At 72.6% G+C, this 13,075-nt stretch carries 8 protein-coding genes and 1 pseudogene; 8 read left to right on the top strand and 1 reads right to left on the bottom strand.

The window, feature by feature from the left end; translation table 11 throughout:
• Position 1: 1 nt before the first annotated feature.
• The 8 genes and pseudogenes from GAK38_RS00730 to GAK38_RS00695 all read left to right on the top strand — a co-directional run bounded on the left by GAK38_RS00730 (position 2) and on the right by GAK38_RS00695 (position 9,396).
• The gene (locus tag GAK38_RS00730; protein WP_325340537.1) at positions 2–358 is read left to right on the top strand and encodes a 2Fe-2S iron-sulfur cluster-binding protein; all 357 of its coding nucleotides are present in this window, start codon (positions 2–4) and stop codon (positions 356–358) included.
• A 29-nt stretch (positions 359–387) separates the two neighbouring features.
• Positions 388–1,431 carry an ABC transporter substrate-binding protein gene (locus GAK38_RS00725; RefSeq protein WP_325340535.1) on the top strand — a complete coding sequence of 348 codons (1,044 nt, stop codon included), beginning with the start codon at positions 388–390 and terminating at the stop codon, positions 1,429–1,431.
• Positions 1,432–1,461: 30 nt separating this feature from the next.
• Entirely contained in the window at positions 1,462–2,520 is a 1,059-nt protein-coding gene (locus GAK38_RS00720) for an aldo/keto reductase (RefSeq protein WP_325340534.1), read from the top strand.
• 118 nt (positions 2,521–2,638) lie between these two features.
• Positions 2,639–3,541 (top strand): annotated as a pseudogene (locus tag GAK38_RS00715) (LLM class flavin-dependent oxidoreductase); the annotation flags it as partial.
• Entirely contained in the window at positions 3,538–4,635 is a 1,098-nt protein-coding gene (locus GAK38_RS00710; RefSeq protein ID WP_325340533.1) for an LLM class flavin-dependent oxidoreductase, read from the top strand. The pseudogene GAK38_RS00715 and the gene GAK38_RS00710, both read left to right, overlap by 4 nt.
• Positions 4,636–4,705: 70 nt before the next feature.
• On the top strand, positions 4,706–5,827 hold the full coding sequence (locus tag GAK38_RS00705) for a sigma-54 interaction domain-containing protein (protein WP_325340531.1): 1,122 nt from the start codon (positions 4,706–4,708) through the stop codon (positions 5,825–5,827).
• A gap of 160 nt (positions 5,828–5,987) precedes the next feature.
• Entirely contained in the window at positions 5,988–7,106 is a 1,119-nt protein-coding gene (locus GAK38_RS00700; RefSeq protein ID WP_325340529.1) for a sigma-54 interaction domain-containing protein, read from the top strand.
• 97 nt (positions 7,107–7,203) lie between these two features.
• Entirely contained in the window at positions 7,204–9,396 is a 2,193-nt protein-coding gene (locus tag GAK38_RS00695; protein WP_325340527.1) for an EAL domain-containing protein, read from the top strand.
• On the opposite strand, the gene GAK38_RS00690 is transcribed toward GAK38_RS00695, so the two are convergent.
• Entirely contained in the window at positions 9,393–12,986 is a 3,594-nt protein-coding gene (locus GAK38_RS00690) for an indolepyruvate ferredoxin oxidoreductase family protein (RefSeq protein ID WP_325340525.1), read from the bottom strand. The two genes, GAK38_RS00695 and GAK38_RS00690, sit on opposite strands and share 4 nt — an antisense overlap.
• Positions 12,987–13,075 lie beyond the last annotated feature (89 nt).

The raw sequence follows: 13,075 nt of genomic DNA, 5'->3' as shown, positions 1-13,075 counted from the left end.
CATGCGCATCCACCTGACCCTCTACCGCGACGGCGCGCCGCGCCGCATCGACGTGGATCTGCCGCCCGCGCGCGAGGCCGGCCTGGGCCTCACGGAGTGGGAAGGCGCCAGCGTCAGCACCGCCTTGCAGGTGCTCCAGCGCACGCTGGACCCGCGCATCGGCTACGTGCTGTCGTGCCGGCGCGGTTTGTGCAAGGTCTGCGCGATGCGCATCGACGGCGAGGTGCAGACCGCCTGCACCGTGCCGCTGCACGACGGCATCACGATCGAGCCGGCCAAGGAGCGGCTTGCGCTGCTCGACACCGTGGTCGAACTCAGCCTGGTACGCAAGGCCCGCGCGCCGGCGGCCCCCCATTGATCCACCGTTTTCGCCCAAGGAGCCTTCCGATGTCCGCCGTCCTCGCACCTTCGCCTGCCACCGAACTCTGGTACACCCGCTGCCCGGTGCCCACCGCCTCCGGCATCGCCCAGCACAAGCGCTGGCTGCACGGCGAGTTCGCGCGGCAGGGCATCCGGCTCGCATCCATTCGCGCCTCGCAGGACCGCGCGGTGCGCGAATCGCACTTCCGCCACAGCCTGACCGGCAGCTTCCGCGAAGGCGGCAACGTGCCGCCGATCTGGACCCGCGCGCGCGGCCAGGACACGGCCGTCGTCGCCATCACCTGGGTCGACGAGGAACAGCTCGTGCTCGTAAGGCCCGACAGCGATATCCACAACGCGCCCGACCTGCGCGGCCGCAAGCTCGGCATCGTGAAGAAGGAAGCCAGCGACCTCGTGGACGTGGGCCGCGCCGAGGGCCTGCGCGGCCTGACCACGGCGCTGAAGATCCATGGCATCGCCCGCGACGACGTGCGGTGGGTGGACCTGCCTGCAGCCGAATGGGAGCTGCGCGAAGGCGCCGATGCCAGCCGCCGCGACGTCGCCACCGAGGCGCTGCTCGCCGGCGCGGTCGATGCGATCTTCATCAAGGGCGCGCGCAGCGCCGCCGCGCTGGAGCGCGGCCTGCGCCCGGTCTTCAACATCAACCGCGAGGCCGACCCGCTGCTGCGCCTGAGCGCCGGCTCGCCGCGCCCGGTCACGGTGGACCGCGCGACGCTGCGCGACCACCCGGACCTCGTCGCCCGCTACCTCGCCGTGCTGCTGAAGACCGCCGAATGGGCGCGCACCCACCCGGACGACGTGGTCGCCACCATCGCGGCCGAGACCGGCGCCACCGAAGCCGCCGTGCGCCAGGCGTTCGGCCCGCGGCTGCACGAAGCCTTCGAGCCGCAGCTCTCCGACGTCTACGTGCAGGGCCTGCGCGCGCAGAAGGACTGGCTGCTGGCCGAGGGTTTCATCCCGGCCGACTTCGACCTCGGCGCCTGGATCGACCCCGCCCCGCTGGCCTCGGCGCGCGCGCTGGCCGCGCAGGTCGAACTCCGGGCAGACTGAATTCCCTCAACCCACCCAGCGATCCCTTCCATGAGCGCATCCTTCGACTACCGCAGCCTCGGCCGCAACGGCATCAAGGTCTCCCCGCTGACCCTCGGCACCATGATGTTCGGCGGCCAGACCGACGATGCCACCGCCCAGCGCATCGCCGACCGGGCCTTCGAGCAGGGCGTGAACTTCATCGATACCGCCAACGGCTACAACAAGGGCCAGTCCGAGGTTGTCGTCGGCCGGCTGATCGCGCCGCGCCGCAGCCAGTGGATCCTGTCGACCAAGTTCGTCAACCCGAACCCCGGCGCCACCGGCCCGAACGACAGGGGCGCCTCGCGCCACAACGTGATCCAGTCGGCCGAGGCGAGCCTGAAGCGCCTGGGCACCGACTACATCGACCTGCTCTACCTGCACCGCGAGGACCACCACACGCCGATCGCCGAGACCGTGCGCGCGCTCGGCGACCTGATCCGCGCCGGCAAGATCCGCAGCTACGGCCTGTCCAACCACCGGGCCTGGAAGCTCGCCGAGTTCAGCCGCACGGCCGACGCGCTCGGCGTGGACCGCCCGGCCGCCAGCCAGCCGCTCTACAACCTCGCCAACCGCCAGATCGAGACCGAGCACCTGCCTGCGGCCGACTACTACGGCATCGGCGTCGTGCCCTACAGCCCGCTCGCGCGCGGCGTGCTCACGGCCAAGTACGCGCCCGGCGAGACGCCCGGCGCCGACACCCGCGCCGGCCGCAACGACAAGCGCATCCAGCAGACCGAATGGCGCCCCGAGTCGCTCGACCTCGCCCAGCGCGTGAAGGAGCACGCCGCGGAACGCGGCATCTCGGCCGGCCAGTTCGCGCTGGCCTGGGTGCTCAACAACCGCCTCGTCACCTCGGCCATCGCCGGCCCGCGCACGCTGGAGCAGTGGGACGATTACATCCCGGCGCTGCAGTACGCCTTCACCGCCGAGGACGAGGCCTTCGTCGACAGCCTCGTGGTCACCGGCCATTCGTCCACGCCGGGCTACAACGACCCGAGCCATCCGGCACACGGCCGCCAGCCGCGCAACGGCGCGGGCTACACGGCGCCCACGCTCGCGGCCTGAGGGGCGGGCGCATGCCGAGCGACCGATGAGTCTGGAGTTCTTCTGGAACCTGCCGACCGAGCAGGCCCAGCCGGCCGGCGCCGGCGCACTGCGGCACTGAACCAACGCCGCGCGTGCGGCCGAGCTCGCCGGCTTCGACGGCCTGCTGCTGCCCAGCGGGCCGCGCCGGCCCGACGCCTGGCTGCTCGCGGCGACGCTGGCCGCGCAGGTGCGGCGCATCCGCTTCCTCGTCGGCCTGCGGCCGGGCTTCGTCCTGCCGGCCGTGGCGGCGCAGCGCGCGGCCACGCTGCTGCAGATCGCCGGTCCCCGGCTCGCGTTCGGCGTGCTCGCCGGCACCGACACGGCCGAGCACCGCACCTACGGCGACGTGGTCAACCACGACGACCGCTTCGCACGGGCCGGCGAATTCCTCCAGGTGCTGGCCCAGGCCTGGAAGGGCCGCGGCGCCGGCGGCGGCTTCGCGCACGAAGGCGCGCACTACCGCATCGACGGCGGCGGCCTCTACCGGCCGCCGGCCGAGCCGCTGCCGCCGCTCTACATCGGCGGCGGCACGCCTGCGGCCGAGCGCGTGGCCGCCGTCCATGCCCAGGTCTACTACCACTGGGCGGCCGCGCCCGCGATCTTCGCCGCCCGGCTGCGCCGCGTGGCCGACCTGGCCGCCGCCGAAGGCCGCAACCTGCGCTTCGGCGTGCGCGCGCACCTGGTCGCGCGCGAGACCGAGGCGCTGGCGCGCCGTGAACTGGACAGGGTATCCTTCCAGAGTCCCCGTGTGGCGAGTGCTGCGGAGATATACTACGAGGTATCGCCGGGCCTGTGGACGGCGGCCGGCAGCGGCCGCGCCATCCTGGTCGGCAGCCATGCCCAGGTGGCTGCACGGCTGGAGACGCTGCACGGCCTGGGCGCCGACAGCTTCATCCTGTCGGCCGACGATGCGCTGGACGACCCGCTGCGCATCGCCGAGGAAGTTCTTCCGCTGGTGCGCGCCGCGCGCCCCGCCGCCACCGCACCGACCGCTCCATGACCGCAGCCACCCCCCGCGCGCGCCCGCGCTTCTACTGGTACACGCCCACGCGCGGCGACAGCCGCCTGCTCATCGAGAGCGGCCGCGGCCGCCGGCCCGGCCTGCTGCGGCAGGCCGGCATCGACTACGTGCGCCAGCTCGCCGGCGTGGCCGAGGCGGCGGGCCTCGAAGGCATCATGCTGCCCACCGGCGTCGCCACCGAGGACGGCGGCCTGCTGGCCGCGGCGCTGGTGAACGACACGCGCCGGCTGCGGTTCATGGTGTCGTTCCGCGCCGGACCCGAGCTGCCGACCCACTTCGCCCAGCGCATCGCCACGCTCCAGCAGCTCTCCGGCGAGCGCATCCAGGTCTGCCTGTTCAACGGCTCGGAGGAGGAGCAGCGCTCCTACGGCGACTTCACCGACCACGACGTGGCCTACGAGCGCGCCGGCGAGTTCATCGCCATCGCCCGCGCGCTCTGGCGCGGCGAGCCGGTGCAGCATGCCAGCCGCCACTACCTGGTGGACTGCCGCACCGCCGGCGGGCTGCCGGCAGCGGTCGGTCCCACGCCGCGCATCCATGCCTTCGGCATCTCGGCCGGCGCCGACGCCCTGGTCGCGCGCCACGCCGACGTGCACATGCTCTGGGGCTGGCCGCCCGCGCTGATCCGCGAGCGCGTGGCCCGCACCCGTGCGCTCGCCGCCGAAGCCGGCCGCAGCATCGATCTGGGCCTGCGCCTGAGCGTGATCGCCCGCGAGACCGAGGCCGAGGCCTGGGCCGAGGCGCAGCGCCTGCTCGACGCGCTGCCCGCCGGCGTGATCGACCAGGCCCAGCGCGAGCTGGCGCGCTGGCAGTCCACCGCCATGGCGCGCATGCAGGCGCTGCACGGCCACGGCCGCATCCGCGGCCTGCGCGAGCTGGAGCTGCACTTCAACCTCTGGCTCGGCTCGGCGCTGGTCGGCGGCATGGCGAGCTTCGTCGGCTCCTACGCCCAGGTGGCCGAGCGCATCGCCGAGTACGCCAACATCGGCTTCGGCACCTTCGTGCTGTCGGGCTATCCCAACCTGGAAGCGTTGAACCGGGTGGGCGAGCACGTGCTGCCGCGGATCGCATAAGCAAAGCCGCAATCGTTTCTTCAAGACCGCGATCGCAGCCCGTACATTGCCGCCGCAGGACTTTTGCGCCATGCCCGACCACGTCCAGCCTTCCGCGCCGCCGCCGGCCACGTCCCCCGGGCGGGCGGCGGCGGCGCGCGGCGCGCGCGACCCGTTCGACGGCATCGCCCGCAGCGGCGCGCCGGTGCTCATCACCGGCGAGACCGGCACCGGCAAGGAAGTCACCGCGCGCCGCATCCACGCGGCCAGCGGCCGGCGCGGGCCGTTCATCGCGGTCAACTGCGGCGCCTTCAGTGAAAACCTGGTCGACGCCGAACTCTTCGGCCACGAGGCCGGCGCCTTCACCGGCGCCGAGTGCGCCCGCGCCGGCTGGTTCGAGGCCGCGCAGGGCGGCACCCTCTTCCTCGACGAGATCGGCGACCTGCCGCTGCACCTGCAGGTCAAGCTGCTGCGCGTGCTGCAGGAGAACCAGGTCGTGCGCATCGGCGCACGCCGGCCGCTGCCGGTGGACGTGCGGCTGATCGCCGCCACCAACGTGGACCTGGCCCGCGCGGTCGAGGCCCAGCGCTTCCGCGCCGACCTGTATTACCGGCTCAATGTCGCGCCCATCGTGCTGGCGCCGCTGCGCGAGCGGGTGGACGAGATCCTGCCGCTGGCCCGCCGCTTTGTGGAGCGCCATGCGGCCGAGCGGCCCGGCGCAGCGCCGGTGCGCCTGTCGGAGGGAGCCGCAGCCGCGCTGGAAGCCTACTGCTGGCCTGGCAACATCCGCGAGCTGGAGAACGTGGTGCAGTTCGCCCTTATCGTCTGCCAGGGCGGCGAGATCCGCACGGACGACCTGCGGCTGATCCACGATGCCGGCACGCTGATCGCCGGCGGCGACGCGCCGGCGCCGGCCGCTGCGGGCGACGCCGAACCGGCGCCGGCCGCCGCCGCGGTCCCCGGCGGCGATGGCGCGGACGGCGCCTACGACCATCTCGCCCAGTCCATCGCCTCGCTGATCGACGCGCGGCGGCCCCGGCTGTTCTACGGCATCGAGGAGCTGCTGGTGCGCACCGCCTACGAGAAATGCAAGGGCAACCAGGTCCAGGCTGCGCGCCTTCTGGGCATCACGCGCAACACCATGCGCACGCTGCTGCGCCGCTTCGGCCTGATCGACGAGCTGCCGCGGCGGCCGGCCGGCACCGTCCATTAGCGGTGGCCCCGGCGGCAGCTTATGCAGATTTCGCCGCTCCAAATTCGGCATTCGCTGCTGCTTTCCGAGCAGCCGTTCCTATAATTCTTCTGCTGCCCCAACAGCAGCAGCATGGCATTTCGGCCATGCCGGCCGCGGAGCGCCGCCGCCCTCTCCGCCCATGGTCACCACCACGACGACCTCCCTGCCCTCCGCACCGCAGAAGATCCTCACGCTGCCGCATTCCGAATCGCTGGCGCTGTCGATCCGGGCCAAGGCGTTGGTGTTCAACGACCCGCAGTCCGAGCAGCTGCTGCGCCAGGTGGAGCAGGTGGGCGCCAGCCATGCGACGGCGCTGCTGATTGGCGAGACCGGCACCGGCAAGGAACTGGTGGCGCGCCACATCCATGCCTGCAGCCAGCGCGGCGGCCCGTTCGTCGCGGTCAACTGCGGCGCGTTCAGCGAGAGCCTGATCGACGCCGAGCTGTTCGGCCACGAGAGCGGCGCCTTCACCGGCGCGAGCCATGCGCGCGCCGGCTGGTTCGAGACGGCCCACGGCGGCACGCTGTTCCTCGACGAGATCGGCGACATGCCGCTGGCGCTGCAGGTCAAGCTGCTGCGCGTGCTGCAGGAGCGCCAGGTGGTGCGCCTGGGCGCGCGCCAGCCGATTCCCGTGGACGTGCGGCTGATCGCCGCCACCAACGTCGACCTGACCGAGGCGGTGCAGGCCGGCCGCTTCCGCGCCGACCTGTTCTACCGCCTGCACGTGGCCGTGCTGCACCTGCCGCCGCTGCGCGAGCGGCCGGGCGACATCCTGCCGCTGGCGCGCCACTTCGCCGACATCTACCGCAGGAAGCTTGGCCTCAACGCGGCGGCCGGCGGCTCGGGCTTCAGCGCCGCAGCCGAGCAGGCGCTGCTGGCCTACGGCTGGCCCGGCAACATCCGCGAGCTGGAGAACGTCATCCACTACGCGATGATCGTGTGCCGGCGCGACACGGTCGAGCGCGAGGACCTGCGCCTGCCCCACGGCGCCAGCGCAGCCGCCGCGGGCGGCGAGGCCCGGCCGCCCGCCGGCGACCCGTTCGGCGCCATCCAGCATGCGCTGCGCCAGCTGCTCGACCGCAAGCAGCCCGAGCTCTACGAGGCGCTGGAGGCCCTGGTCGTCAGGACCGCCTTCGAGCACTGCGGCGAGAACCAGGGCCGCACCGCGCGCGAGCTGGGCATCTCGCGCAACATCCTGCGCGCCCAGCTCAAGCGCTTCGGGCTGCTCGGCGAGCGGCTGATCCTGCCGGTGGACTGAAGGCCGGCCGCCGGGGGCGCGCAAACCACAGGTGGAGTGCCGCGGAGGGCGTCGCTATGATGGTCGCGCAGACCCGCCCAGACCACCAGGAGCCCCCGTGGAGGATGCCGACGCCCCCTGTTCCGCCGACCCCTCGGCCGGCGGCGGATGGGCGTCGGCGGCGGTCGGCGCCACCGATGCGGCGGTGATGGTCGTCGATGCCTCCTGGGCCATCACCTGTGTCAATCCCGGCTTCACCCGCATGCTGGGCTGGACGGCCGACGAAGTGCTGGGCCGGCAGGCGACCTGCCTGATGGGTTACGGACCCTCGGAAGGCGCGAACGACGGCCACCGCAGCGCGCTGCTCGCCGGCCGGGCCCTGCTGCGCGAGCGGGTGGTGTCCGGCCGCGACGGCCGGCGCTGCTGGGCGCGCATCCATGTCAACCCGATCGCCGGACCCGACGGCACGCTGCAGGCCGCGGTGTCCGTGCTGGTGGACATCACCCGCGTGAAGATGTTCGAGGCGCTGCAGCGGCGCGCGCTGGAGGCCATGGCCCGCGACTGCCCGCCGGCCGAGGTGCTGGACCTGCTCTGCCGCGAGGTCGAGCGCATCGTGCCCGAGGTGATCGCGTCGATCCTGGAGGTGGATGCGCAGGGCCTGCCGCACCCGCTGGCCGGCCCGAGCCTGCCGGCCGCATACTCGGCCGCGCTCGACGGCGTGGCCATCGGCCCCAAGGTCGGCTCCTGCGGCACGGCCGCCTGGCGGCGCCAACCGGTGCTCGCGTGCGACATCGCCACCGACCCGCTCTGGGAGGACTACCGCCACCGGGTCCTGCCGCTGGGCTTGCGGGCCTGCTGGTCCACGCCCATCCTGTCCAGCCAGGGGCAGGTGGTCGGCACCTTCGCGTTCTACTACCGCGACCGCGTCGGCATGCAGCCCGACCCGTTCCTCCAGCAGCTGGTGGATGCCTGCATCCACCTCTGCGCGCTGGTCATGGAGCGCGAGCACACCCGCCGTCGCATCCGCCAGCTGGCCTTCTACGACGGCCTGACCGGCCTGCCCAACCGCAGCCTGCTGCTGGCCCAGGCCGACCAGACGCTGGCGGCCGGCGACCACGACGGCGAGGGCCGCGCGCTGCTGTTCATCGACATCGACCGCTTCAAGCAGGTCAACGACTCGCTCGGCCATCCGGCCGGCGACACGCTGCTGCGCATCGTGTCCAGGCGCATCCAGGCGCAACTGCGGCCGTCGGACCTGGCCGGCCGGCTCTCGGGCGACGAGTTCGTGGTGCTGCTGTCGCCCTGCGACAAATCGCATGCCGCCCATGCGGCGGAGCGTCTGCAGGCGGCGCTGCTGGCGCCCTGCGACGTCGCGGGCACGGTCCTGTCCTGCTCGGCCAGTGTGGGCGTGGCCGTCTTTCCGAACGACGGGCGCGACATCCAGACGCTGCTGCACCGTGCCGACCTGGCCCTGCACCAGGCCAAGGCCGGCGGGCGCGGCGGGGTGCGCTTCTTCAGCGCCGACATGAACCGCCAGGTGCTGGACCGGCTCACGCTCGAATCCGCGCTGCGCGAGGCCCTGCACAGCGGTGGTCTGCAGCTGCACTACCAGCCCCAGGTGCGCCTGCACAACCGCCGGCTGTATGGCGTGGAGGCGCTGGCGCGCTGGCGGCACCCGCAGTTCGGCGAGATACCGCCGATGCGCTTCGTCCCGCTGGCAGAGGAATGCGGCCTCGTCACCGAACTGGGCCACTGGGCGCTGGACGAGGCCTGCCGCCAGCTCGGCGGCTGGCGCAGCCGCGGCGTCGTGGTGCCGACCGTGGCGGTCAACCTGTCGGCCACCAGCTTCCACCAGCCCGACCTGCCGCGGCGCATCGCCGCCACGCTGGCCCGGCACGGCCTGGCGCCGCGCGACCTGATCCTGGAGATCACAGAGAGCGTGCTGCTCGACACGCATCCGTGCACGCTGGAGACGATCAACGCCGTCCATGCGCAGGGCGTGCGGCTGTCGATGGACGACTTCGGCACCGGCTATTCGAGCCTGAGCTACCTGCGCCGCCTGCCGGTGAGCGAGCTCAAGCTCGACCGCAGCTTCGTGGCCGACCTGGAGACCGACCCGGCCGCCCAGGCGCTCAGCAGCGCCATCCTCGGCATCGGCCGCAGCCTGGCCCTGACCGTCGTGGCCGAGGGCGTGGAGACGCAGGCCCAGAACGCCATCCTGCGCGCCCAGGGCTATCCGGTGGCCCAGGGCTACCTGTTCTCGCAGCCGCTGCCGGCCGCGGACTTCGAGCGCTGGCTTTCCGGAAGCTAGGCCGCTGCCTGCGCGGTTGCCGGATGGCGCCAGCGCTGCTTCAGCGCCGCCCAGCGCGTGCGGGCCGCCGCGAGGTTGCGCGCCTTCACATGGCCGTAGCCCTTGATCTGGTCGGGCAGGCTGGCGATCTCGACCGCCAGCGCATGGTTGTCCGCCGCCAGCGACGGCAGCAGCTCCTCGATGGCGGCGCGGTATTCGCCGACCAGGGCGCGCTCGGTGCGGCGCTCCTCGGTGTAGCCGAACGGGTCGAACGGCGTGCCGCGCAGGCCGCGCAGCTTGGCCAGCACGGTGAAGGCCGTGCCCATCCAGGCGCCGAAACGGCGCTTCTGCAGCTCGCCGCGCGCGTTCCGCTTCGCCAGCAGCGGCGGTGCGAGGTGGTAGGCCACGGTGTAGTCGCCCTCGAACTGCGCGGCGATGCGCGCGCGGAAGGCCGGGTCGGCCTGCAGCCGCGCGACCTCGTACTCGTCCTTGTAGGCCATGAGCTTGAACAGGTTGCGCGCCACCGCCTCGGCCAGCGCGTGGCGGCCCAGCGGCGCCTCGGCCGCGCGCACGCGCTCGACGAAGGCGCGGTAGGTGTCGGCATAGGCGGCGTTCTGGTAGGCGGCGAGGAAGTCGGCGCGGCGCGCGACCATCCGCTCCAGCGTCTCGCGCGGCCGCAACTGCACGACCTGCGCGGGCCGGGCGGTGCGCTCCACCGCCGCCAGGTCGTGCGCCGCGTGGCGGCCCCAGGCGAAGGCTGTCTTGTTGGCCTCGACCGCGACGCCGTTGAGCTCGATCGCGCGCAGCAGCGCGTCGCGCGTGAGCGGAACCCAGCCCTTCTGCCAGGCGTAGCCCAGCATCATCGGGTTGACGTAGATGCTGTCGCCCATGAGCCGGGTCGCCAGCGCCTCGGCGTCGAGGCTGCCGATGGCGTCTGCCCCCACCGCGCCGGCGATGGCCGCGGTGCAGCCCTCGGCCGGGTTCTTCCAGCCGGCGTCGCGCACGAAGCCCGCGGTCGGCGCGCCGTGGGCATTCAGCGCCACGCGGGTGCGGCCGGCGCGCATGCGCGCGAGTGTTTCGGCACCCGCGCCCACGAGCGGGTCGCAGGCCAGTATGAGGTCAGCGTCGGCGGTGCCCACGCGCGTGGTGAGGATCCTCTCCTGGGTATCGGCGACAAGCACATGGCTCCAGGTCGCGCCGCCCTTCTGCGCGAGGCCGGCCGCGTCCTGCGTGACGATGCCGCGGCCTTCGAGGTGCGCGGCCATGCCGAGCAGCTGGCCGATGGTGATCACGCCGGTGCCGCCGACGCCCGCGACGACGATGCCCCAGGCGCCGCCGTGACCGGCGAGGTCCGGCAGCACCGGGTCGGGCAGCGCGCCGAGGTCGTCCGGCTGCGGCGCCTTCGCTGCGGCCTGCCTGCGCAGCTGCCCGCCCTCGATGGTGACGAAGCTCGGGCAGAAGCCCTTGAGGCAGGACGTGTCCTTGTTGCAGCTGCTCTGGTTGATCGTGCGCTTGCGGCCGAACTCGGTCTCCAGCGGCTCGACCGCGAGGCAGTTGCTCTGTACACCGCAGTCGCCGCAGCCTTCGCAGACCAGGTCGTTGATGACCACGCGCAGCGCCGGGTCCACCGCGGTGCCGCGCTTCCTGCGGCGGCGCTTCTCGGTGGCGCAGGTCTGGTCGTAGATGATGACCGTGGTGCCCTCGATCTCTCGGAACGCACGCTGGATGCCGTCCAGCGCGTCGCGGTGGTGCACCGCCACGCCGGCGGCCAGCGGCGCGCCGTCGTACTTGTGCGGGTCGTCGCTCACGATCACCAGCTTCTTCACGCCTTCGGACACCAGGCTGTTAATGATCTGCAGCACCGAGTGCCCCTCGGGCCGCTCGCCGACCTGCTGGCCGCCGGTCATCGCGACCGCGTCGTTGTAGAGGATCTTGTAGGTGATGTTCACGCCCGCCGCGATGGCCTGGCGGATCGCCAGCAGCCCGCTGTGGAAGTAGGTGCCGTCGCCGAGGTTGGCGAACACATGCTTCTCGTTGCTGAACGCCTGCTGGCCGACCCAGGGCACGCCCTCGCCGCCCATCTGGGTGAAGCCGATGGTGGCGCGGTCGGGCATCCAGGTCGCCATGTAGTGGCAGCCGATGCCGCCGAGCGCGCGCGAGCCCTCGGGCACGACGGTGCTGGTGTTGTGCGGGCAGCCGGCGCAGAACCACGGCACCCGGTCGGCGCCGGCCGGGCGCGTCGCGGTCGCGGTGGCCAGGGCGCGTTCCTGCGCATCGAGCACGGCGATGCGGGCCTGCACCCGCGCGGCCAGCGCCGGGTGACCGGCCAGCAGGCCCAGGCGCTCCAGCCGCTGCGCGACGGCGCGGGCGATCAGCGCGGGCGACAGATCGGCATTAGCGCGCAGCAGCGTGTGCGCCGTCGGGTTGGGCATGCTCCATTCGCCGCCGGTGAAGTCGCCCTCGGCCTCGCCGAACTTGCCGAGCACGTTGGGCCGCACGTCGGGCCGCCAGTTGTAGAGCTCTTCCTTGAGCTGGTATTCGATGACCTGGCGTTTCTCCTCGACCACCAGGATCTCCTGCAGCCCGGTGGCGAATGCGCGCGTGAGCTGCGCCTCCAGCGGCCAGACCACGGCCACCTTGTGCTGGCGGATGCCCACGGCGCGGCAGGCCGCATCGTCGAGTCCCAGGTCGGCCAGCGCCTGGCGCATGTCGTTCCAGGCCTTGCCGCTGGCGATCAGGCCGAGCCGGTCGCGCGTGCCCTCGACCACCGTGCGGTTCAACCCGTTGGTGCGGATGTAGGCCAGCGCGGCGTACCACTTGTAGTGCATGAGGCGCGCCTCCTGCTCCAGCGGCGGGTCGGGCCAGCGGATGTGCAGGCCGCCCTCGGGCATCTCGAAATCGTCGGGCAGCACGATGTTCACGCGGTGCGGATCGATCTCCACCGTAGCGCTCGATTCGACGATCTCCTGGATCGTCTTGAGCCCCGACCACACGCCGGCGAAGCGGCTCAGCGCGAACGCATGCAGGCCCAGGTCCAGGATCTCCTGCACCGTCGCCGGGAAGAACACCGGCAGCCCGCAGGCCTTGAAAATGTGGTCGCTCTGGTGCGCGGCCGTGCTGCTCTTGGAGATGTGGTCGTCGCCCGCGACCGCGATCACGCCGCCCAGCGGCGTGGTGCCGGCCATATTCGCGTGCTTGAACACGTCGGAGCAGCGGTCCACGCCCGGGCCCTTGCCGTACCAGATGCCGAACACGCCGTCGTACTTGTTGCTGCCGGGCGGCGCGAAGCCGAGCTGCTGCGTGCCCCAGAGCGCGGTGGCCGCCAGCTCCTCGTTCACGCCGGGCTGGAACACGATGTCGTTGGCCTGGAGGAACTTCTGCGCCTTCCACAGCGCCTGGTCGTAGCCGCCGAGCGGCGAGCCGCGGTAGCCGCTGACGAAGCCGGCCGTGCGGTGGCCGGCGGCCGCATCGCGCTGGCGCTGCAGCATCGGCAGGCGCACGAGCGCCTGCACGCCGGACATGAAGGCGCGGCCGTGGTCGAGCGCATAGCGGTCATCGAGGTTCGCGGTTTCGAGCGCGCGGCGGATGGGGTCGGGCAGCGGGGCGTTCATCGTGCTTGTCTCCGGTCGTGGAGGGCGCCTGCCGGCGGCGGCGCCCGTTGTGGAGATCAGTTTAGGCAGGAAGCGCCGAACGGTCCTTG

It is taken from the genome of Xylophilus sp., assembly GCA_009914555.1.
Classification (GTDB): domain Bacteria; phylum Pseudomonadota; class Gammaproteobacteria; order Burkholderiales; family Burkholderiaceae_C; genus WNDY01.
The sequence above is the reverse complement of the archived record's forward strand: the minus strand, read 5'-3'. Positions and strand labels throughout refer to the sequence as shown.

Bases quoted from the DNA above. Each gene is read 5' to 3' on its own strand.
- GAK38_RS00730 (WP_325340537.1), top strand. From the start codon at position 2: ATGCGCATCCACCTGACCCTCTACCGCGACGGCGCGCCGCGCCGCATC.
- GAK38_RS00725 (WP_325340535.1), top strand. From the start codon at position 388: ATGTCCGCCGTCCTCGCACCTTCGCCTGCCACCGAACTCTGGTACACC.
- GAK38_RS00720 (WP_325340534.1), top strand. From the start codon at position 1,462: ATGAGCGCATCCTTCGACTACCGCAGCCTCGGCCGCAACGGCATCAAG.
- GAK38_RS00710 (WP_325340533.1), top strand. From the start codon at position 3,538: ATGACCGCAGCCACCCCCCGCGCGCGCCCGCGCTTCTACTGGTACACG.
- GAK38_RS00705 (WP_325340531.1), top strand. From the start codon at position 4,706: ATGCCCGACCACGTCCAGCCTTCCGCGCCGCCGCCGGCCACGTCCCCC.
- GAK38_RS00700 (WP_325340529.1), top strand. From the start codon at position 5,988: ATGGTCACCACCACGACGACCTCCCTGCCCTCCGCACCGCAGAAGATC.
- GAK38_RS00690 (WP_325340525.1), bottom strand. From the start codon at position 12,986: ATGAACGCCCCGCTGCCCGACCCCATCCGCCGCGCGCTCGAAACCGCG.